The 22800-nt window shown below is 35.0% G+C and carries 22 protein-coding genes; 7 read left to right on the forward strand and 15 right to left on the reverse strand.

Annotated features, from left to right (window positions below):
* Positions 1-3: 3 nt before the first annotated feature.
* Both NCCP28_RS13080 and NCCP28_RS13085 read right to left on the reverse strand, forming a co-directional pair.
* Complete coding sequence (locus tag NCCP28_RS13080) at positions 4-3129, reverse strand: MMPL family transporter (RefSeq protein ID WP_248561866.1); 3126 nt, start codon at positions 3127-3129, stop codon at positions 4-6.
* Entirely contained in the window at positions 3126-3554 is a 429-nt protein-coding gene (locus tag NCCP28_RS13085; RefSeq protein WP_309296629.1) for a MarR family winged helix-turn-helix transcriptional regulator, read from the reverse strand. The genes NCCP28_RS13080 and NCCP28_RS13085 overlap by 4 nt, the downstream gene beginning before the upstream one ends.
* 215 nt (positions 3555-3769) lie before the next feature.
* Between NCCP28_RS13085 and NCCP28_RS13090 the strand changes: the two genes are divergently transcribed.
* Positions 3770-4162, forward strand: coding sequence for a hotdog fold thioesterase (locus NCCP28_RS13090; protein WP_248561867.1), 393 nt, complete (start codon positions 3770-3772; stop codon positions 4160-4162).
* A 51-nt stretch (positions 4163-4213) separates the two neighbouring features.
* Here NCCP28_RS13090 and NCCP28_RS13095 read toward each other — a convergent pair whose 3' ends face one another.
* Together NCCP28_RS13095 and hxlR are read right to left on the reverse strand one after the other, a co-directional pair.
* Positions 4214-5239, reverse strand: coding sequence for a LacI family DNA-binding transcriptional regulator (locus NCCP28_RS13095; RefSeq protein WP_248562196.1), 1026 nt, complete (start codon positions 5237-5239; stop codon positions 4214-4216).
* Between the two features lie 264 nt (positions 5240-5503).
* Positions 5504-5866 (reverse strand): transcriptional activator HxlR, encoded by a 363-nt coding sequence (gene hxlR, locus NCCP28_RS13100; RefSeq protein WP_248561868.1) that lies wholly within the window; start codon positions 5864-5866, stop codon positions 5504-5506.
* Positions 5867-6046: 180 nt separating this feature from the next.
* Here hxlR and hxlA point away from each other — a divergent pair, with 180 nt between their 5' ends.
* The 3 genes from hxlA (at position 6047) to NCCP28_RS13115 (ending at position 8082) form a co-directional block, all read left to right on the forward strand.
* Entirely contained in the window at positions 6047-6679 is a 633-nt protein-coding gene (hxlA, locus tag NCCP28_RS13105) for a 3-hexulose-6-phosphate synthase (protein WP_248561869.1), read from the forward strand.
* Between the two features lie 5 nt (positions 6680-6684).
* Positions 6685-7242 carry a 6-phospho-3-hexuloisomerase gene (gene hxlB, locus NCCP28_RS13110; protein ID WP_248561870.1) on the forward strand — a complete coding sequence of 186 codons (558 nt, stop codon included), beginning with the start codon at positions 6685-6687 and terminating at the stop codon, positions 7240-7242.
* Between the two features lie 123 nt (positions 7243-7365).
* Complete coding sequence (locus NCCP28_RS13115; protein ID WP_248561871.1) at positions 7366-8082, forward strand: 3-ketoacyl-ACP reductase; 717 nt, start codon at positions 7366-7368, stop codon at positions 8080-8082.
* A 95-nt stretch (positions 8083-8177) separates the two neighbouring features.
* On the opposite strand, the gene gtfA is transcribed toward NCCP28_RS13115, so the two are convergent.
* The 4 genes from gtfA to NCCP28_RS13130 form a co-directional block, all read right to left on the reverse strand.
* The gene (gene gtfA, locus NCCP28_RS13120) at positions 8178-9647 is read right to left on the reverse strand and encodes a sucrose phosphorylase (RefSeq protein ID WP_248561872.1); all 1470 of its coding nucleotides are present in this window, start codon (positions 9645-9647) and stop codon (positions 8178-8180) included.
* A gap of 12 nt (positions 9648-9659) precedes the next feature.
* Positions 9660-10616, reverse strand: a complete 957-nt coding sequence (locus NCCP28_RS13125) for a carbohydrate kinase family protein (protein WP_248561873.1) — start codon at positions 10614-10616, stop codon at positions 9660-9662.
* Between the two features lie 310 nt (positions 10617-10926).
* A complete protein-coding gene (locus NCCP28_RS23635; protein WP_282579568.1) occupies positions 10927-11055 on the reverse strand; it encodes a hypothetical protein in 129 nt (42 codons plus the stop codon).
* Between the two features lie 74 nt (positions 11056-11129).
* Positions 11130-12332 carry a 3D domain-containing protein gene (locus tag NCCP28_RS13130; protein WP_248561874.1) on the reverse strand — a complete coding sequence of 401 codons (1203 nt, stop codon included), beginning with the start codon at positions 12330-12332 and terminating at the stop codon, positions 11130-11132.
* 536 nt (positions 12333-12868) lie between these two features.
* On the opposite strand from NCCP28_RS13130, the gene NCCP28_RS13135 reads away from it, so the two are divergent.
* From NCCP28_RS13135 to NCCP28_RS13145, 3 genes are all read left to right on the forward strand, one after another.
* On the forward strand, positions 12869-13993 hold the full coding sequence (locus NCCP28_RS13135; RefSeq protein ID WP_248561875.1) for a CdaR family transcriptional regulator: 1125 nt from the start codon (positions 12869-12871) through the stop codon (positions 13991-13993).
* A gap of 123 nt (positions 13994-14116) precedes the next feature.
* Positions 14117-15529: a glycolate oxidase subunit GlcD gene (gene glcD, locus NCCP28_RS13140; protein WP_248561876.1), complete on the forward strand. Its 1413-nt coding sequence runs from the start codon at positions 14117-14119 to the stop codon at positions 15527-15529.
* Complete coding sequence (locus NCCP28_RS13145; protein ID WP_248561877.1) at positions 15526-16863, forward strand: (Fe-S)-binding protein; 1338 nt, start codon at positions 15526-15528, stop codon at positions 16861-16863. Before glcD ends, NCCP28_RS13145 begins: the two co-directional genes overlap by 4 nt.
* Before the next feature lie 73 nt (positions 16864-16936).
* Here the strand turns inward: NCCP28_RS13145 and cdaS are convergent, their stop codons facing one another.
* The 7 genes from cdaS to NCCP28_RS13175 form a co-directional block, all read right to left on the reverse strand.
* Positions 16937-17560, reverse strand: coding sequence for a sporulation-specific diadenylate cyclase CdaS (gene cdaS, locus NCCP28_RS13150; protein ID WP_248561878.1), 624 nt, complete (start codon positions 17558-17560; stop codon positions 16937-16939).
* A 135-nt stretch (positions 17561-17695) separates the two neighbouring features.
* Positions 17696-18781 (reverse strand): nitric oxide synthase oxygenase, encoded by a 1086-nt coding sequence (locus NCCP28_RS13155; protein ID WP_248561879.1) that lies wholly within the window; start codon positions 18779-18781, stop codon positions 17696-17698.
* Between the two features lie 12 nt (positions 18782-18793).
* Entirely contained in the window at positions 18794-19018 is a 225-nt protein-coding gene (locus NCCP28_RS13160; protein ID WP_248561880.1) for a hypothetical protein, read from the reverse strand.
* Between the two features lie 276 nt (positions 19019-19294).
* On the reverse strand, positions 19295-19417 hold the full coding sequence (locus NCCP28_RS23640) for a hypothetical protein (protein WP_282579569.1): 123 nt from the start codon (positions 19415-19417) through the stop codon (positions 19295-19297).
* Positions 19418-19829: 412 nt separating this feature from the next.
* On the reverse strand, positions 19830-20594 hold the full coding sequence (gene aroD, locus NCCP28_RS13165) for a type I 3-dehydroquinate dehydratase (RefSeq protein WP_248561881.1): 765 nt from the start codon (positions 20592-20594) through the stop codon (positions 19830-19832).
* Between the two features lie 29 nt (positions 20595-20623).
* Entirely contained in the window at positions 20624-21853 is a 1230-nt protein-coding gene (locus NCCP28_RS13170; protein ID WP_309296630.1) for an MFS transporter, read from the reverse strand.
* Positions 21854-21933: 80 nt separating this feature from the next.
* A complete protein-coding gene (locus NCCP28_RS13175; protein ID WP_248561882.1) occupies positions 21934-22797 on the reverse strand; it encodes a shikimate dehydrogenase in 864 nt (287 codons plus the stop codon).
* Positions 22798-22800 lie beyond the last annotated feature (3 nt).

Here is a 22800-nt window from a genome sequence, read left to right on the forward strand (position 1 = left end):
TTTTTAATTGTTTGGTCTCTTAAAGGGCCACCAATTTGCTTCACCAAAGTTTTTGACCATAACTGGTATAAACAGCGGCAGAATAATGCACGCATATAAAGCTAAACCAATTAGAACAATGCTTGCAATTTGCAATAATGAAAGCATTCCTGAAGGCATCATGGCAGCGAATGTCCCACCTAAGATTACCGCGGCTGAAAGAATAACGGTTCCCATTTTTTTCATCGCTTCTAGCATCGCTTCTTTTATAGACAAATCACGATACTCATTAAATCGATCCATTAAAAAAATGCTGTAATCAACACCTAAGGCTATTAAAATAACAAATCCAAAAAACGGTACTGCCCAACTGATGCCCGTATACCCAATTAAATTCACATAAATTGCTTCATTTATTCCCATCGCTGTATAAAAAGCTAAAATTAAAGATCCAATAATATAAACTGGCATAATAATAGAGCGGAATAAAAAGATTAAAATAATCGAAATGCCAACAAGCATTAAAACAACCGTTCTAGAATAATCCTGATTAGACATTGTCCGCAAATCTGCATTAGTGCTGGTAATCCCGCCTACTGCCACTTTGGCGTTCTCTAATTTTGTTCCTTTTGTCACACGCTCTACTGTATTTTTGATATCATCGACTTGATTCATTGCTTCATTTGAATAAGGATTTGCAGCAAATATTATGTCAAATGTCATCAACTTGCGATTTTTTGACAAATACGTATCAATTGATTGCGCAAAATCTTTGCTTTTTAGTACTTCTTCCGGCAAATAAAAGCTGTCTTTGTCATTTTCCGATAAACCAGATAAATAATCTGTTGCTGATCCTATCCCCTCTGAAACCTTATCTAATCCTTCGGCACTCTGATTAAGCCCATCTGATAATTCACCAATTTGGCTGCCGATGCTGCCAAAACCTTTTAATAATTGTTTCTGCCCATCATTTACATCATTTAAGCCATTGGTTAACTTCGGCATATTCGAAACAATGGTGCCTTGTCCATCTGCCAATTGATTAAAAGCAGCTTGTTGTTTTTTTATTCCAGCAATTAGCTGCTCTAAACCTGAACCAAGTGATGCTTGATTTTTCAGCACTTCACTATAGCCATTATTTGCTTCTGTCATCCCTGATTGAAGCTGCTGCAGGCCGTCATTTAATTGATTAATGCTTGCTGCTATCGTCGGCAGCTGCTCTTGTGTGGTCAAGATTCCTTGTTTAATCCCTTGGTAAGCTGTTTCTTCATTTAAACCAGCATATTTTTGTTCTAAATAAGTAAAGGATTCTCCAGGAATTTGATTGATACCTTTTGATAATTCTTCCACTCCTGCACCTAATTTTTGATATTGAGATACAATTGTCGTTAAATTATTTTCTATTTTCTCATAACCTGGCTTTAACTTTTTATGTGCCGCCAATAATTGATTTGCCCCCGACTCTGCGTCTTCCAGCCCTTTAATAATTTGATCAGATCCTGCTGCTCCTTGACGAATTCCGTCTTCTATTTTCCCTAAATTCGTCTGAACTTCTGCTAATCCCGATTGAATATCAGATGTACCGCTAATTAAATCATTAATGCCATCTGTTGCGCTATTGAGCTGTGGAGTTGATTTAGAAAGCTCGCTTCCAGCATCATCGAGCCCTTCCTTAATCTTATCAATGCCCTCTTTGCCTTCCCCAAGTCCCTCTTCTAAGTCTTTAGCTTGTTTCGATAAGTATAACTCTTCGATTGGCTGCCCTGTTGGTCGTGTAACCGATCGAACCTTATCCACAAGCTTCACTTTTTCTAATTCTTTGCTGATATTTTCTGCTAAAGCCATATATTCTGCCGAATTCATTTCTTCATCATTTTTTATCACAACAGTTGTTGACATCGCTTCTCCAGGTCCAAAGCTATCAGCAATTGCATTAAATGCTTTAATAGAAGCAACATCACCTCCCACCTCATCTAATGAATTAAACGAGAGCTTTCCATCATATGTAACAAGAAATGGCACACATACAATCCCTACAATCGCTAAGGCAATAAGGGGACGTTTTAATGAAAATCTACCTGCAATTCCCCATAATTTACTATCATTATGACCTGCTGCACCTTTTGATGGCCAAAAAATCTTATGACCTAATACAAGCATAAAAAATGGAACAACCGTAAACAGAGCAATTAGCAATAAAGCAACCCCAACAGCTACTGCTGATGCAGATTGATATAATTTAAATTGCGAAAAACCAATGGCTGCAAATCCTATCATAACAGCAATACCACTAAAGAATACTGTTCGTCCCGCATTTTTATATGTTTCCACTATTGCTTCCACAATACTTTCCTCATGCTGCAGTTCTTCTTTAAAGCGTGATATTAAAAGAATGCAATAATCTGTACCTATCCCAAATAATACAGCTACTAAAAAGATCTGCGTATAATTAGAAATCGGAAAGTTGAATTGATCTACTAATATTGCTACAATCGATTGCGAAGCCAAATAAGAAACTCCAACTGTTATAAGGGGAATTAGTGGAGCCACAACAGAACGGAAAACGATTAATAAAACAGCCAAAATAAAAACAACCGTAATTCCTTCTGTTTTCTTTAGTCCTTCTTCTGAGCTTTTCGTCAAATCAAGATCAATCATCCAATTGCTCGTATAATAATGCTCTACATTAAACTCTTTAATTTCCTTATATAAAAGAGTATTTAATTCTTCTGCTTCCCTGTCATTCCAGCTGACAGAAAGAGAAACAAGAATTGTTTTTCCATCTTTTGCTACAAGTTGGTCTTTTAAATTTTCATCTTTAAAATGTGTTAATATATCTGTAATTCCTATTTGCTTTTTATTTTTTTCTAATTTTTCTACTGCCTTTTTGGCTTCTATTATTTCTTTGTCTGTCAGTTTTTTATCATCATAAAACACAAGAGCAACCGTAGACTGGTCTCCTATGCTTTTTTGACTCTGAATCTCTTCTATGAGTTTGCTTGCCTCAGAAGAACTATAAGTGCTTGGTGCACTAACTTTTCCCTTTTCTCTCACAAGATCAGCTATATTAGGTGCTGCCATAAATAAACCGACAATGACAGCAATCCAAATAATCGGTATAAACCATTTCCCCCTTAATATAGTTCTCATTGATTCCCCTCCTCATGAATTTCTTTGCTCTCATCGATTAATCGATCTAATTTTTCAAAGGTTTTCAAAAATGTTTGGATTTCCTCGTCATTAAATTGATTGATAATCGATTCTACTAAGCGCTGAATACGTTCTTCCATTTTTAAAAACACAGATTCTCCCTTTTCTGTAAGGGCTAAATAGATGACTCTTCTATCCTTCTCATCTCTTGTGCGATTAATCAATTCTCTTTCAAACAGACGATTAATAATAGAAGTAACTGCACTTTTATTTACTCCAAAAACCTGAGCTAATTCAGATGATGTACATGAAGTGGCCTGATTAATATAACGCATTGTATAATGCTGTTCACATGTTAGGGTATCTCCTATTTCCATGCGGATAAGATAATCCAGTTTTCGATTTACAGAAAAATTAATATCCACATAACGATCTACTACTTCTTTAATATTATATTTACTGATAAGACCCCGCCTCTCCACTAATTAGTTAAAACATTTAACTATTAAACATTTTAACTAATTAATGATTTTTATGTCAATAACATTTCTTATATTTTTAACTGTAGATTCATGCCTTATGCCTTTTCTTTATGCTATAATGTATCGCAAATATAGTAGACGCTTTGGAGGCCAATTGAATGTTTGAAATAAATAATACATTGATGGAAGCATTAGGAATAGAAATAAAAGAGGTAAAAGCAGATGGAACTTGCATCGCTACTATGCCAGTCGATCACCGCACTAGACAGCCATTTGGCTACTTGCATGGCGGAGCATCTGTCGCACTCGCCGAAACAGTGTCAAGTTTAGGAGCAGCAAGCTTAGTTGATCTGCAATCAGAAGCAGTCTTTGGACAAGAAATAAATGCTAATCATATTCGCTCTAAAAAAGACGGAACCGTTACTGCCATTGCAACAGTAATCCATAAAGGCCGGACAAGTATGGTCTATGAAACAAAAATTCTCGACGAGCAAGAACAATTAATAAGCATTTCCCGCTGCACGATTGCAGTGGTAGCTAAAAGAAGATAATAAAAAAGGGTGAAACTAGCATACTAGTTTCACCCTGATTATTATCTTTTTTTACATTGTTTTTCTGCAGCAAGATTTCCTTTCCACTATTTTTGCTGGCACTGTAATTCTTCTTGGCACAAAATCATCTTCCTTCAATAATTGAAGCAGGTATTTTGCAGCTTCCACTCCCAACTGATAGATATTAATATCGACTGTTGTTAAAGAAGGTTTTATATATTTTCCTATGATAATATTATTAAATCCTACAATTGAAATATCCTCTGGAACAGCAATCTTCAAATCCTCTGCATAGCTGATTAATTCAATCGCAACAAAATCATCAGCTGCAACAATAGCTGTTGGTGGATGGGGATCCTGCAAAAGTTTAGAAAATTGTTCCTTCATTCCATTCTTTAGCTGAGTATCATATACAACGAAACGTTCATCAAAAGAAACTTCTGCTTGTTCTAGCGACTGCTGCAATCCTTGTAATCGGTCAATTGTATAAACCATTTCCATATTTGCACCAACAAAAGCAATTCGAGTGTGCCCAAGCCCCAATAAATAATCTGTAATTTGTTTCGTTATATAAATATTATCATTGTCTACATAAGTAATTCGCTCTGCATTAATAAAGGGTCTTCCTATTACAGTAAAAGGAAATTGCTCTTTTAGTAAATAATCCATGATGTAATCATTGGTTTTGCTGTATAAAAGAATAATGCCATCTACCCTTTTCCCTTGAACCATTTGAACTACTTCCTGATAGATTTCGTCAGTTGATGCCCCTGTTGTCAAGTATATTCCATAATGACTTTCTCTTGCTTTTAAGCTGATGCCTCGCAGCACTTCAGGAAAAAAAGGGTTTTCAAGCGCTAATTCAGCGGAGTTTGGCATAACTATTCCGATTGTATTAGTTGATTTTACAACAAGACTTCTTGCCTGCAAGTTTGGATGATAGCCCAATTTTTCCATTGCCTCACGAACTTTTCTTTTTGTTGCTTCACTTATTTTTGGATGGTTTGCAAGCACTCGAGAAACAGTTGAGGGAGAGACATTCGCCACCTTTCCAACATCTTTAATCGTAACAGCCACCATTTATCCCCCTTTTAAAATTTATCACTTAGAATATTTATATAATAAAATAAATTTTAAATTTTTAATCATTATCGCTTTCTGTTTTTACATAAGTATTAAAAAATATAGCGCAGCTAAGATGCAAACGTTTGCATTTATTAATAAAAATATAGCATAACCAACTGGATGATGCAATAAATCATGTCATTTCACTAAACATCCAACCATTTGGTTATATCGCCTTGAAACTTTCTCTCAAATTAACTAAAGCCTTTTTATCTATTATTTTGTTTCTTTAATAGCAGGAGGAGTATCTAACACTGTATCTATATACTTTCTTCCCCATTTATACATACTTTCCAAAATCGGCATTAAACTTTCTCCTTCTTTTGTCAGAGAGTATTCTACTTTCGGAGGAACAACAGGATACACTACTCTTTTTACAATTTGATCTTCTTCTAGTTCCCTCAGCTGATTAACAAGCATTCTTTGTGTAATTCCTGGAATTAAAGCTTTTAGCTCTCCAAATCTTTTTGTTCCTTCTAGCCCTAAGTGCCAAAGTATCAACATTTTCCATTTCCCTCCAATAATACTCAATGTCAATTCTTTTTCACAATTAAATTCTTTATTTTCCATTCTTCCCATTATTAAACCTCCATTCCTTTTCTATCACATAGTATACTTTTTGACACTATATAAAAAAAAAGTGCGTACTTACTTAAAAGAATTATAAGTCGTATAATCAATTTTGTACAGAAAATGTATAAATAAGCAATTTAATTTTAGATAAACGAAATGCCAACATAAAAAGGGAGTGTGCTAACCATGAAATTACAATTAGCCTTAGACTTAGTTAATATACCACAGGCAATAGAGATAGTATCTCAAGTGCAGGAATATGTAGACATTGTAGAAATTGGTACACCTGTAGTTATAAATGAAGGCTTAAATGCTGTTAAACAAGTAAAAGAAGCATTTCCTAATACAACTGTATTAGCTGATTTAAAAATTATGGATGCTGCTGGTTATGAGGTAAGCCAAGCTACTTCATATGGTGCAGATATCGTAACGATTCTTGCTGTTGCAGAAGACGAATCAATCAAAGGCGCAGTAGCAGAAGCAAAAAAACAAGGAAAAGAAATCCTTGTAGATATGATTGCTGTGAAAGATATTAAAACACGCGCAAAAGAACTAGATGAATTTGGCATAGATTATATTTGTGTTCATACAGGCTATGATCTGCAAGCTGTAGGCAAAAACTCTTTTGATGATTTAAAAGCAATCAAAAGTGTTGTTAAAAAAGCAAAAACTGCTGTTGCAGGCGGAATCAAACTAGAAACATTACCAGAGGTTATTGCAGCTCAACCTGATTTAGTTATCGTTGGCGGCGGAATTACTGGCAAAGAAAACTTAAAAGAAACAGCATCTCAATTCAAAGAACTTATCGTGCAAGGTTAAGATTTATGAAGTCAACTGACTATATGCAAGAAGTGATAAAAGAGCTGAACCGAGCCTCCAAACTTGTATCTGATCATGATTTAGAAGAATTGGTGGACAGTATCCTCTCTGCAAAAAAAGTACTGGTTGTCGGCGCCGGAAGATCTGGATTTATGCTAAAGTCATTTGCGATGCGAATGATGCATATGGGCATTGATGCCTATGTTGTCGGTGAAACTGTAACAGCTAACTTTGAAAAAGAAGATTTGCTGATCATCGGCACAGGCTCTGGCGAAACAAAAGGACTTGTTTCCATTGCCGAAAAAGCAAAAGCAATTGGCGGAAAAGTAATTGCTGTCACTATCTTTCCTGAATCAACTGTTGGAAGCCTAGCTGATTATGCAATTAAACTTCCAGGTTCGCCAAAGGATAAAACAGACAGCGATTTTTCCACTATTCAGCCAATGGGCTCTTTATTCGAACAGCTTTTATTGCTTGTTTTAGACAGCGTCATCTTAAAGTTTATGGAGAAAAAGGGACTGGATTCTAATACAATGTATGGAAAACACGCGAATTTAGAATAATAGCAGGGAAAAGAGGTGCCCTACAACTAGGCCATTTCTTTTCCCTATTTTCATGCACTTTAGTAGATTTATAATAGATTTTCTTTTATATTAATATTTAATGTTGATAAAGGAGTGTTTTAAATGGCATCACTTAAAGGAAAAGTAGCATTAATAACAGGCGCTGGCCGAGGAATTGGCCGTGCAACTGCAATTGCCCTTGCACAAGAAGGCGTCCATCTTGGTTTGATTGGACTAACATCAGCCAATTTAGAAAAAGTAGCAGAAGAAGTAAAACAATATGGTGTAACTGTATCAATTGCAACTGCAGATGTTGCAAATAACGAGTCTGTTATCGAGGCAGTCAACCATGTAACTAGCGAATTAAAACAAATTGATATTTTGATCAACAATGCTGGAACGGCTAAGTTTGGCGGATTCCTTGATGTTTCTACAGAAGATTGGGAGAAAATCATCCAAGTAAATCTTCTTGGCACATATTATGTAACAAAAGCGGTTCTTCCAGGCATGATTGAAAGAAAATCAGGAGATATTATCAATATTTCTTCATCAGCCGGCCAAAAAGGAGCTCCTGTTACAAGTGCATACAGTGCCTCTAAATTTGCTGTATTAGGATTAACAGAATCTCTGATGCTGGAAGTGAGAAAACATAATATTCGTGTAACAGCACTAACACCAAGTACAGTTGCTACTGATTTGGCAATCGAAACAAATTTAACAGATGGCAATCCAGAAAAAGTAATGCAGCCTGAAGATTTGGCAGAATTTATGGTAGCCCAGTTAAAATTAAACTCTCGTGTATTTATTAAAACAGCTGGCATGTGGTCTACAAATCCTTAAACATATAAAAGGCAAGGAGCAGCCTAATCTTTAAGATTGATGCCCCTTGCCTTTTTTTTTCGCAAAATGTTTAAAAAACTCCTCTGGGGAATTTTTTAAATATCATATTGTACTTCTTCCCCTGATTCATTCACATACTCAATTACAGACTTATTTGTCTGAAGATTAATATATAGTGTACAGTATTTGTCATCCTTTTTCCAAGATAGACAAATTTCATCTGCAGCAGATTCTAATACTTCAAATGCTCCGTTAAATGCATCATATTCATTTCTAAAACGGATAAGCCTTAACAGCCTTTGCACTACTTCTTTGCCTAGAAACTCTTCAATTTCCTTCAAACTAAAGTTATGGCGGTTAATTTCACGGCCTTCACCTGTTTTTTGGACATTTTCTACATCATTTTCTCCTGCAAGAAGTCCTACATAATATACTTGAGGAACACCTGGTGCAAAAAACTGAATTGCCCTTGCTGCTAAATAAGCATCATCATCGCAATTAAGGACCGAATAATAAGAACATCTAATCTGATGCACATCAAATCCATCTTCCGCTTTATGCTCATCTGATAATATAAGACTAAGATTAGAGCCCCTTTCTAAGCAAACATCCACTAATGCTTTCGCTTCTTTCGTATCAATAAGGTCATCCATATCCGGTTTAACTGGGATGCCGTCATGACAATCAAGCATTGTAAACTGTTTATGTGGACGGTTTTTTAAATAATCAAGCAATTCATTGCTTGATTTATTGATTAATGTATCAAGAATTCTATATGGCAAGATAAAATCATAAATCCAACAGCCATGCTCTGCTAATTTATATTGAATCGAATAATGGGAATGAACTTCAGGAAGCAGTTCAATGTCTAGTGAATCAGCTAATTCCATCACCCAGTCAAGAAACTCATATATTTCTGGTTCAACGAAAAAACAGCTTGTGCCCAGTTTTTTAATAACATAGCCTACTGCATCCAATCTGACTATCTTTATATTCTGTTCTTTAAAATTAACAAAAAAGTCTGTAAGCAGCTGCTTTACTTTTTTTGATTTAATGTCTAAATCAATTTGTTCAGAAGGATCTGTTTTTCCAAAGGTTGTCCAAACTTTCTCTTCTTCACCAGTTTCTTCAATAGTAAAAGTAGAATATGGAAGAGGTCTGCGCAAAAACATTTTATCAATATCTTCTTGAACAGGTTGTCCATCTTCCCAAAGTTTATCTAATGTAATAAATAGATCGGCATATTCAGATTTTCGCCCTTTTTGAAGAAAATCTTGGAAATAGGCTGATTGTCTCGAAATATGGTTAACCATTAAATCGACTAATATATCAAAGTTTTCTCCAATTTGTCTGATATCTTCCCAAGTGCCAAAACTTGGTTCAATCTCTAAATAAGTTAGCGGAGCAAATCCCCTATCTCCTGAGGATGGAAAAGGAGGAAGAATATGAACTCCGCCTTTAAAAATATCAGAAAAATGTTTTAAAAGCACTTGATTAAGAGTCTTTAAGTCTCCTCCTAACGAATCTGGATATGTAATAAGCTGTACTTGATTTTTCACTGCCATTATTAATTCCTCCTAATATCCATACATTTCTTGAATTGCTTCCAATTTTGGCAAATCTACTACCGCACCAGTATATTTCAATTTATAGGCACTAACTGCAAAACCTAGATTTAACGCTTCTTTTATCGAATATCCTTTCACCACTGCTGTATAAAATCCAGACCAGAAAGCGTCTCCTGCTCCTGTTGTATCGACAATTTCTGTTGCCAATGTATGAAACCTGAGCGTTTCTGCTCCATTTGAAACGATGGCTCCATCTTCTCCTAATGTCATAATAACAAGTTTTGCACCAAGTTTCAGAAATTTCTCTATTTGATTTTCTGGAGTATCTTTTCCAAATAATCTTTCTGCATCATCTTCAGATGGTTTGATGATATCTACTTTACTGATAATACTTTTCACATACTCTACTCCATCTTCTCCCTTTTTCCATATCATCGGATGATAGTTCGGATCAAAGCATACTAATATATTATGCTTATTTGCTGCTTCCATTACCTTTTCAATTGTCTCACGAACAGGCATCCTAGAAATAGGCCAGCAAGAAAAGTGGACAATTTTTGACTGCAATAATGCCTCTTCAAGCTTAGAAGTATAAGCTATTCTGTAGTCTGCCCCTCGGTAAAAAACGGGAATGGGCGTTGATTTACTTTTAGTTACTACCACCATGCTTGTGGAATAATCGACTCTCTGCACACAATTTGTGTCAATGCCGGCATTTTGCAAATGATTTATTAAAAAGTCTCCTAAACCATCCTCGCCAACAGCTGATGCCACTTTAGAGTTGATGCCCAAGCTCTTCACATTCATTGCAATATTGGAAGGAGACCCTCCAAAAAATTTATGATAAGCAGTACTCTCAAAGTTTTCATCATAATCTTCAGAAATCATATCGATAAGAAGCTCTCCTACCGTTAAAATATCATTACTTCTATCTGAAAACTCAATTTTTTCATCCAATTTGAACATATGTACTCCTCCAAAATAGATTAATAAATACTTGCTAGATTATATTTATTGATTGATGGTAAAATCTATCTTCGACTTTCAAACAATCTCCTATAAAGCAAAACTTCAATCACCACGATTTTACGAGCAAATTTAGATCTCTTGTTTTCTTTCTCATTCTCGATATGTCAACCAAAAGCTCGATAAATGGGGGAATCATTTCTAAATGCTATTTTGGTACCGATTCCATTTCGGACTGCAATTAAGAAAGTATTTTCTAACATACAGATAAGCAATATAAAACATTTTTATCCTTTTAGAAACGATAATACTAACCAATTATCATCGTGATGGATTTTTTAAATGGCATCGTTTTCATACATAATTTATCATCTGCTTTTCTTTCTGTCAATTGTTTTTTTGTTATCGTTTTCACAAAAAATGCTTTCTTTTTTTTCAAAATTCATTTACTTCTTTTTCATAAAAAAACTCCCACAAAATAGTTTTGTGAGAGTTTCTTATGGACTCAATAATTTATTTTAAAATAATGACTTTAACTGTTTTTCTTCCCCATGCTATTGATTTGCTGTTATTTGGCATCAATACATCAATTTTATGTCCTTTGATGGCTCCTCCGGTATCGCCGGCAATTGCCTGACCATACCCTTCTACCCATACTCTTGTACCTAATGGAATAACAGAAGGATCAACTGCAATCAGCTTCATATTATTATTCTTTTTTATGTTATAGCCAAGTGCTGTAAAATCTGATTTTGTACTTTCATGACTGTAGGCAGTTGCAGTAACATACATTGTTTCTTCACTGCTTTTATTGCTCTGTTTGCTGCTATTGGCTGTACTGCTATTATTTGTTGAAGTATTGTTTGACTTGCTGCTTTCTTTTTTAGTAGAAACAGCTGCCACCTTTGTTGTTGCACTTACTGCTTCTTCTGCTGATTCCTTCGCTTTGGCAAGTTTTTGTTTTCTTGCTTCAGCAGATTTTTCTTGTTTTTTCAAATTAATTTGCTCTTGTTTAATTTGATCTTGAATAGCTGATTTTTCATTTTCAGCGAGTGTAATCTCTTTAGAAATATCATTGTATTTTGATTGTACGCCAGCAAGTGTTTGTTGGCCCTTTTGCAGATTTTTTTCTAATTCTGCTTGATTGACTGCCAATGTTTCATACTGATTTTTCAATACTTCCTCTTGCTCTGCAATTGCCTGCTTTTCTGTTTCAATTGTTTCCAAATCCTTTTGCTGTTGTTCCAGTATATCTCGATCTGTATTAAATATGACAGAAACAGCTGTTGCACGATCTAAGAAATCCGATAAATCTTCTGCATTAAGCAAGACCTCCAAAAAGACATTTGTTTGGTCATTATGCTGAAGTGTAACAAGGCGCTCTTTCATTACTTCTTTTCGCGCAAGTACTTTATCTTCTAATACAACAATTTCCTTTTTCTTTTTATCTATTAAGTTTTGAGTTTCTTTAATTTCATTTTCCAAAGCAGATATGTTTTCTTTATTTTTTTCTGTTTCATTCTTAAGGTCTGCTAAATCGTTATGTACAGCCTCAAGTTCTTTCGAAACTTCTTGTTTTTCTGCTTTTTTTTCTTGAATTAACGCTTCTTTTTTCTCTAGTGTTTCTTGATTCGTTTCTGCATGAGCCATCATAGATGTTGACAAGAATACGATACTTGTCAGAGAAATGACTATTATTTTTTTTAAGGAACGCATCTAAAAACCCCTTTCTCTATCTTTTATAACATAAGTAAAGGGGGGTTATATTACAATTCTATTAAATTATTAAGTCATTTAGCTTAAAAATGTCTTATTAACAGAAAATTCACTCTAAAACCTCGGTAAAAAATAGAAATTTCAACCATTTAAATTCCTTATTTTTCCATCATAATCATTATTTTTTATCTGGCTTTTTCATTTCCATTATACAGAAAACATGCACTGTAGAGGGAATGTATTGTCATTATTTTGATAAGCACTTACTATTTTCTCAAATCTTCCATATCCAATAAAAGGTAAAAATTAAATAACAGGCTTTAAAAAACTAAATATTCCAATATTAATCTTTTTTTCTTGGTGTCCATCTTTTTAATTATATAATGAAAGATAATCAATATTTATTCCATATTATATAATCCTACTGAATTTTATACTGTGACAGCCAATTATAAAAAAGATATCAATATAATAAGAGATGCTTTTAAAGAACCATTTGAACAACAAGGAAAACATTGGGAAAGGAAATGTGGAAAATGCTGCAGTCACTTTTAGCGAAAAACATTATTTTGGAAGTTAAAAAATGCTTAAATGAAGATCTCATTATTACAGATGTAAATGGGATAATCATTGCAAGCACCAACGAAAGTCGCATTGGTTCCTTCCATGAAGGAGCTCTTATTTGTTCGCATAAACAAACAAAAATAATCATCACAAATAAAGATCAAAAGATATTAAAAGGAGTGAAATCAGGCATTAACCTACCTGTGTTTTTTAAGCAGCAAATTATTGGTGTAATTGGCATAACAGGTGATCCTAGTAATGTCTCTCCATATGGAGAAATCATCCAAAAAATGACCGAATTGCTTGTTAAAGAAAGTTATTACTCAGAGCAATTAGAAAGAGAAGCTCGCACATTAGAAGCTTTCGTTTTTGATTGGGTTCAACCGAAAGAATGGTCCGAAACTTTTCAAAATCAAGCCGAACTATTAAACATTGATTTACATACAGACAGACAAGTAATTATTTGCCATTATTTAAGCAGCACAAAAGATTTAATGCAGACTAATATTTTGCAAGATATACAGCAGACATTCAAAATGACAGCCAACGATATTTTTGTCCGCTGGGGAAATCAGCATTTTGTTTTGCTTCATGCAACAAATAAAAAGGACAACAAGGGGCGCATATTGCATTTCCTAGAACAGCTGCAAACGTACTTGCAAGAAAAATACGCCTTAAGTACAACATTTGGGATTGGACAAACAAGTTTTCCCCATCACGTTTTTCAATCGTTCAAACAAGCTGAACGTGCTTTAATTGTGGCACAAAAGACAAATTCTATTATATTTGATGATCAATTGCTTCTTGAGATGTGTTTGCAAGATATCAAAAAAGAAACACGTATAGAGTTTGTTAACCGCACAATTAAAAATATAATAAAAGATGCAGAACTGCTTTCTACATTGCAGACATTTTTATCAGAAAATCAATCCTTTAAACGAACAGCACAAAAGCTGCATATTCATATTAATACACTTCATTACCGTCTAAAACGCATAGAGGAACTGACAAAACTAAATCCAAAAGACTTGCAGAATTTGACTACTCTCTACCTCGCCATTCAATTTTTGGATGATTATCTAAAAAACGTTAAATGAAACCGCTTAATTTTCAGTTGTTTATCCATAGCCAAACACTTTTTTATTTTTTATTATTAATACAAATGGGTGGGAAAGATTACGGATTTTGTTTTTCATCCTAATAAATGGAGGGATGATACATTGATAACAAAGGAAATAAAAGCATTATTTTGCGCTATAGTTGGCGCTGAAAATTATGATGACTCAAAAGTGGGCTGCCTTGTTTATTCCTATGATGCAACACCACAGTATCAAGCAATGCCTGAAGCTGTCATAGCTCCAAAAAATGCAGCTGAAATATCTGCAATTGTAAAAATATGCGATAACCACAAAATTCCAATTGTGCCCCGAGGCTCTGGAACAAATCTTTGTGCGGGAACATGTCCAACAGAAGGAGGAATTGTCCTTTTGTTTAAACATATGAATTCTATTTTAGACATTGATGAAGAAAATTTGACCGCAACAGTTGAACCTGGCGTTATTACCTTAGATATGATTGCAGCGGTTGAAAAGAAGGGGCTGTTTTATCCCCCTGATCCAAGTTCGATGAAAATATCAACAATCGGCGGCAATATTAATGAAAATTCTGGAGGTTTAAGAGGTCTTAAATATGGTGTCACTCGAGACTATGTTATTGCACTAGAAATAGTTCTTCCAAATGGAGATATCATTCAAACTGGAGGAAAACTTGCAAAAGATGTAGCTGGCTATGATTTAACCCGTCTATTTGTCGGCTCGGAAGGCACTCTTGGCATTATAACAAAAGCAACATTAAAGCTTATCCCAATGCCAGAAACAAAACAAACCATGCTTGCACTTTACCAAGACTTGGAAGCAGCTGCAAGAAGTGTTTCCAAAATTATTGCCAATAAAATCATTCCAACCACACTGGAATTTTTAGATCAGCCAACATTAAAAGTTGTAGAAGATTTTGCGCAAATCGGTCTGCCGACAGATGTAAAAGCAGTCCTTCTTATTGAACAAGATGGTCCTCTAGAAGTAGTCGAACAAGATATGAAAAAAATGGCAGACATTTGCAAAACAGAGGAAGCCATCTCCGTTCAAGTAGCACAATCTGCAGAGGAGGCAGAAAATCTTCGCACAGCACGGCGTTCCGCTTTATCAGCTTTAGCAAGATTAAAGCCGACGACTATTTTAGAAGACGCCACCGTGCCTCGCTCTGAAATCGCAAAAATGGTTGCAGCAATAAATGAAATCGCTGAAAAATACAGCCTTGATATATGTACATTTGGCCATGCTGGGGATGGAAATCTTCATCCAACATGTACAACAGATGTACGTAATCATAAAGAAATCGAAAGGGTCGAACAAGCTTTTGCAGAAATTTTTCAAAAAGCAGTAGAATTAGGTGGAACCATTACAGGAGAACACGGTGTTGGCATGATGAAGGCTCCATATCTTCATTTGAAACTTGGAGAAGCGGGAATTGCGGCAATGAAAGCAATAAAACAGGCATTCGATCCAAATAATATTATGAATCCTGGAAAAATCTTTGCAAAAGATACAAAAAAGCGTGTGGTGGTGGCAAAATGACAACGAGCAAAGAAAAAAAAGTGATTCAAGAGCAATTTAAAGAGCGGCTTAATGAAGATGATCTTCTTAACTGTATGCGCTGTGGTTTTTGTCTCCCTACTTGTCCTACGTATATTGAATCTGGTTATCTGGAATCCCATTCTCCTCGTGGAAGATTGGCTATTATGAAGGCGGTGACAGATGGTCTGATAGAACCCGATGAAGATGTAGAGCGTTCCCTTAATATGTGTTTAGGCTGTAGAGCCTGCGAACCAGTTTGTCCATCTGGAGTAAATTACGGCCATCTTTTGGAAGATGTTCGTGATATTATCAATCAAAACAAAAAGCATTCTCTTCCTGTAAGAACTATCCGTAAAGCAGTATTTGATGGACTATTTCCTTATAAAAATAGGATGCAGTCATTAACAGGACTAATTGGATTTTATCAGCGCTCAGGGCTTCAGACTATTGTTCATACAACAGGAATGCTAAAGCTTTTGCCAGATAGCCTCTCTTCTATGGAAAAAGTTCTTCCAGCGATTCCAACAAAAAAAGAGATGAAGAATCGTCCAACACATCTTTTGTCACATATTGAAACAAAAAAACGTGTAGCCTTCTTTTCAGGCTGTTTGATGGATACGATGTTTATGAAAACAAATGATGCAACATTAAGGTTGCTGCAGCTTGCTGGGTGTGAAATCATTATTCCATCAGAACAAGCCTGCTGTGGGGCTCTTCATGGACATAGCGGCGAAAAAAATGCAGCGAAAAAATTAGCAAAACAAAACATTGTGGCATTTGAATCTCTTCAAGCAGATTATATTATTACAAATGCCGGCGGGTGCGGTGCCTTTTTAATCGATTATGACCATCTTTTAAAAGATGAACCTGAATGGGCGGAACGAGCAAAAAAATTCACAGATAAATTAAAAGATATATCCAGCATTTTAGTAGCCTTAGAGTTCCATAAAAAAGCAAATTTGCATCTTCCCCATCAAATAATTACCTATCAAGACTCATGTCATTTGCGCAATGTGATGAAAATATCAACTGATCCTCGAACATTACTAAAAGCAATCGGCAATATAGATTATCGAGAAATGAAAAATGCCGACAGCTGCTGCGGTTCTGCCGGAATATATAATATTGTAGAATCAGAAATGTCCATGAAAATTTTAGACAGCAAAATGAAAGCAGCTAAACAAACGGAAGCGAAAACGATAGTAACAGCAAATCCTGGCTGTTTGCTGCAAATGAAATTGGGAATTGAAAGGGAAGGATTAGCCGATAAAGTTCGTGCTGTCCATATTGCGGACTTGCTACTGGAAGCATATCTACAGCCTGCTTCTAGCTAAATTACAGTTTATTTAAAAAGGCTATATCCATTTTCACCGCATTATGGAAAAATCTCACTTCCACTAAGTGGATTTAAACTAATCCATGGGGATGAACTGGATATAGCTTTCCACTAACGGCAAAAGAAATTCGTCCTGTTTCTTCTGAAACAACAAGCACAAGTGCATCTGTCTGCTCACTTAATCCAATAGCTGCACGGTGTCTTGTTCCTAACTTTTGTTCTCCTCTATATTGCTTGGACGTAGGAAAAATGTTTCCGGCAGATACAATTGTATTCTGATCAATCAATACACCACCATCATGAAGGGGATTGCCATTGTAAAAAATGGCTTCTATCAGCGAATAAGATAGTTTCGCATAAATTTGAACACCAGAATGAATAAAAGCTTCGACATTATCTTGTCTTTTAATGGCAATGAGCGCACCATGCCTCCTATTTGATAAATGCTGCACTGCTGCCGTTAATGCGTCGACCTCATTGGTAAAAGGCTTCAGATAGGTTTTTAAATAATGACTTGCTGCCGTTGCATGAACTATCCCAAAAATGGCATTCATCTCTTCAAAATCATTTAATATGCAGCAGCTGGTCTCCTCTATCATTTTTTCTAATGTAAGCATTCGCTCTAATAATTGATTCACCTGCACTTTCAGCATATCTCTTATTTCTTCGGGCAGCTCTACTTTACTAATTTCCATAAAAAACACCTGTCTTTTTTTCTCTTAATTTCTCCTTTATTGATATTATCTATACTCCCTTTTATTCTCTTTTTATAATATAAAAAACTATCCAACAGACGAAAATTCGGCTTATTGGACAGCTCTTTCTTTCATTTAATAACGAGGTTTCTGATTAAAAAAATTGGGAGATTTTGTTTCATTATTATATCGTTTATGAAAAATATGTGTAGCAGCCGGAGACATCGGCGGAATAAGCCAGGCCCAGTTACCAGTAATATCTCTCCCCTTATTTTCTTCTTTTTGCTCAAATATTTTAAACTGTTGTGCTGCCGTATGATGATCTACTATTGCTACACCATCCTCTTGAAAAGAGTGCAATACAGCAATATTTAATTCTACTAATGCTTTATCCTTCCAAAGCGATGCATTTTTGTGCTGATTCAATTCCAACATCGAAGCTATTTTAGGCAGCATATTATAACGATTATCATCAGCAAAATTCCTTGCCCCAATTTCCGTTCCCATATACCAGCCATTAAATGGAGCCGCTGTATATTGAATGCCTCCTATTTCTAGTCGCATATTTGAAATAATTGGCACAGCATACCATTTCAGCTTTAAATCTTGGAATCCTGAAATTTCCGGATGACGAATGGAAACTTCTAAAATTAACTCTTCTGGAATAGGGAACCATTGCGGCTTATCCTCATTTATTTGGACTACTAATGGAAGTACATCAAAATAAGTGCCTTGTCCCCTCCAGCCTAACTCTTGACAATATTTAGTGAAGTTCAGCGAATCAGGATCTCCAATTATGCCATTTTTGGTTTCATATCCCGCATATCTGATTAATTGATGATTTAAAATTCGTATGTTTGTTTGCTCTGTTGATTGATGAAAAATAGTAATGGTTGGTTTAATTTTCCCTCCATTTGTTGCATATTCAATATGTTCAAACAAAGCCTCTTTAATATCTGCAACTTCAGCTGCTTCTCGTTTATCTATTACATGCAATGTATCCCAAAACAATCTTCCAATACAGCGGTTATTGTTGCGCCAAGCCATTTTCGCTCCATATGCCAGCTCTTCTTTTGTATGGATATAATGTCCTTTATTTTTTATGTCTTTTTCAATTTCTTCTAAACGCTTTTCTATTTGCTGTTCCTTTTTATTTAATTCTTTGTAGCATTCCTTAATAAATGATGTTGCTTCATGAATAATATCTTGTTTGCTATTCAAAAAAAATCCTCCCTATTTAGATAGGATTATCCTATCATAAGCTTGTTTGAAGGAAAAATAATAGACGTTCACTTTCATAATTTCCGTAGAATATTTAACTTCTTTTCCGTATAAGGAGGCTGCAACAGAAACTTTGCCTTCTATTGGCCGAATATATGCAGAATAAAAGGTCACCTGCATAATTTCTGTAATAACTGCAGAAACAGATGGAGTCATTTCCCGCAGCAATGGCCCCAATTAATGGTACAACTACTAACTGAAAAGGATAATTAAATGGGCCTCTAATCAAAACTGTTCCTTATACTTCATAACGAATATAGCTTTTGGCCAGAAACACAGTAAAAGAAGTTTTTATCTTTTTTTGTATTTTCCATTTTTTTAATGCTTTATTGTATATGTAATGCTGCTTAAAACAAAACCAATTTCCGTTGTATAGCTTTCAAATGGATGTTTTCCTAAATCTTTTTTTAATGCAGCAATTATTTGCTCCTTATACTTTTTGATTTTTCCCCTTTAGTTTTTAAGGAATTGCTGCAAACAAAAATCAAATGGTCTCATTGCTTTAGTATAAAAAAATTGCTGTTTCTCTCGAATTAACTTTTGAATATACTGTTGATTGATTATTTCATCCGTCACTCCCTCTATCCCCTTTTATGTCTATCTTCATTTACATATAAAATCAAACAGTCTCCCTAAAAATGCAAGATATGCAAAAAGGCTGATGAAAATCGCTGTTATCGTTACCTTTTAGGATACTTATTACTATCAAAACAGTAATCTGTTCCTTAATAAGATAGTTCCTCGATAATCGAACGTTTCATTCAGCCTAAATTTCTTTTTGACTTTTTTAGCACTTCTGAAGCTAATATTGGCTCCAATGAGCAAATACTTATAAATTAACCGTCAATAAATCAGTAAAGGAATCATCTACTGATTGTTAGTTGCAACAATCAAGCTTCTATGAACAAGTTTCTCTTTTCGGAGGATTTTTCATTTCCTCTCCTCATCTTGAGGTGATGACTTACTGATCATTATATAACGGGGTAAATTATAATCCACTATGCACAACATCTAATATTCTTTTTAATTCCCCAACAGCAATCTGTCCAGGTGCAGAAGCTTTTTTCGCAGCAGCAAATGTTAACGCTGAACCAAATACTTCTCCTGCCATGCGGCTTACTGCTCCTTTTCCAGCCATTGACATTGTAATGATTGGTCGATCTGCATATTGCTCTTTCATTGTATTTGTTGCATCTAAAACAGTAATCACGTCTGCTGCACTATTTGGCATTAAGGCAATCTTGGGAATGTCTCCACCAAGTTCCTGAGCTTTGCGAAGGCGTGAAATAATTTCCTCTTTCGAAGGAGTTTTGCCAAAGTCATGATTAGAAATAATCACAGCAACATTATTAGCATGAGCAAATTCTACAATCTCTTTTATATCTTCTTCCTCATTAAATAACTCTACATCAATAATATCTGCTAGATTTGTTTCACATACTGCTTTATTTAGAGCAAAATATTCAGAAGCAGGCAACTCCTTCTCTCCCCCCTCTTTTGCACTCCTAAAGGTAAAAATCAACGGAATATTGCCGATTATACTGCGAATCGCTTGCAATGTTTTCATAACACTAGCTGTATTTTCTACTTCTTCATAGAAATCAACACGCCATTCTATTACATCTAACGGTAACGATGTAAGCATCAAAGCCTCTTCTTTTAATAAATCAACTGTGCTGCCAATTATGGATACGCATATTTTCGGAACTCCTTCCCCAATCTTTACCTCTCTTACCTTTACTATATTCCCCATCTTCTCTACTCCTTTTTCACTTTTTGCTTTTACTTAACCGCTACTTCCTCATTTACGATTTTTTCATTTACTTTTTGTATAACTTTACGATAGCGAATATTTACTACTACTGCAAGAAGAACTCCAAATAATGTAATCATTGCGTCAAAAAAGATAATACTGCTAATACTTGTTTTTGACATTACTCCTGTTATGACCGGTATAGAAAATGTTGCTAAGCTAGAAGCAGTATAAACAATTCCAGTAATTTTTCCTTTACTCGCTGGAAATAATTCAGACATAGTTGTTAACGCTAGCTGCAAAACTCCACCTGCTGCTGCAAAACCAATAATTATTCCTGCAATGATGCAAATTGCTGGTGATGGAAATGCCCATAATATCATTAGAGCAATAAAAGATATTAACGGATATACAAATACAAATGTGACAGGCTTTACTAAACCTTTTACTAAGTAAGATGTAATAAATACAGCTAATAAAGAACCAATGCTATAATAACTAATTAAAGATAAGGAGGCTGTTTGAGACATGCCGCCGACTTCTCTACCATATGTGGGAAGCCATACAGAAATCAAATAAAAAGTGGCCGTAGCTGTATATCCGATAAGAATCAAACATAAACCTTCTACCCAAAACTTTGGTTTACTTTTAAACTGCGTTTCTCCTATTCTTTCTTTATCCCCGTCTCCTTGTTGCTTATGATTTGGGAAAGGGCGCTTAATTAAAAATAATCCATTTAGCAAAAAAATCACCATACAGAATATAAAAGAATAGCCATAATATAAATCATTGTTCATAAAAAAACCAATCATTAATGGTAAGACAAATTGTCCGGCAGATATAAATGCTTTAATAATAACATTTGCTGTTCCGGCTGATTTCGGAAAAGATTCCATTAAGGCAGGATAGGTTCCAGAATCAAGAATAGAATTCGCCATTCCTGCTAATAACGCAAATACGAAGGCAACTGTTACATTAGTGCTTAGCAAAATACCGAGAAAGAACAGAGAATATACTCCCATTCCGATAAAAACAAATGGTTTTCTTCCGAATTTATCTGAAAGAACCCCAGATATAAAGAGAACAAGCAGTCTCCCTATCCCTAAAGCAGATATTACATAGGAAACCCCAGCAACATCAGTGTTTAACTGCTTTGTAAGAAAATCCATGTTTTGGGCCAATATAATAGCACCCATTCCATGTATAAAATAGTTGATATATAAGGAAATGGCAGTCGGCATATAACGATTCTTCAACATTTGTTTATCTCCTTTTGATAAAATAGTTGATTGCTCTATTTATTTTGTGATTTTATTCACAAATGCAATTATAAAAGAAATTAAAATAAAATTTCCTTTATATAATCAACAGGCATTTCTTTTCCAGTCCACAGCTCGAATGCTTTTGCCCCTTGCCACAGCATCATGCCTAATCCATTAATCGTACGGCATCCTTGTGCATCTGCCATGTCTAATAATTTCGTTTTCTCTGGCATATAAATGACATCAGAGACAATTAGATCCGAACGAAGCATACTTGGATCAGGAATTACACATTGTCCTTCCATTGGTTTCATGCCTACAGATGTACCATTTGTGAAGATTACACTATCAGCAATTTCCGCCCGTAAAGACTCAATATCATCTAAATCAAATAAATTTGCTTTACAATTAGTTTTTTCATTTATTTCATGAACTGTTTTTTCTGCTCTACTATAGTTCTCATCTTTTTTATTAAAAATGGAGATTTCCGCAACACCATCTAATGCCGCTTGAATACAGATAGCAGTAGCTGCTCCGCCTGCACCAGCAATCGTCATCTTTTTGCCGATAATATTAATTCCCGCTTCTTTTAGTGCACGCATATAGCCGGTGCCATCTGTAATATGACCTGTTAATATACCATTATCATTTACAATTGTATTTACAGCTCCGACCATTTCAGCTGCTGGTGACAATTTATCTAAATAGTTATGCACAATTGTTTTATTTGGCATTGTTACATTAGAGCCTCTAATATTTAATGCACGATATCCTTCTATAACAGCAGGAAGTTGTTCATTGTTAACGTCAAATGCTAAATAAACATAATCCAATCCTAGTTTTGCAAATGCTTCATTGTGCATTTTGGGTGATTTACTGTGAGATATTGGTGTTCCTAATAACCCTATTAATTTTGTTTTCCCTGAAATTCTTTCTGCCATTTT

This window comes from Niallia sp. NCCP-28, from assembly GCF_023168165.1.
GTDB lineage: Bacteria > Bacillota > Bacilli > Bacillales > Cytobacillaceae > Niallia.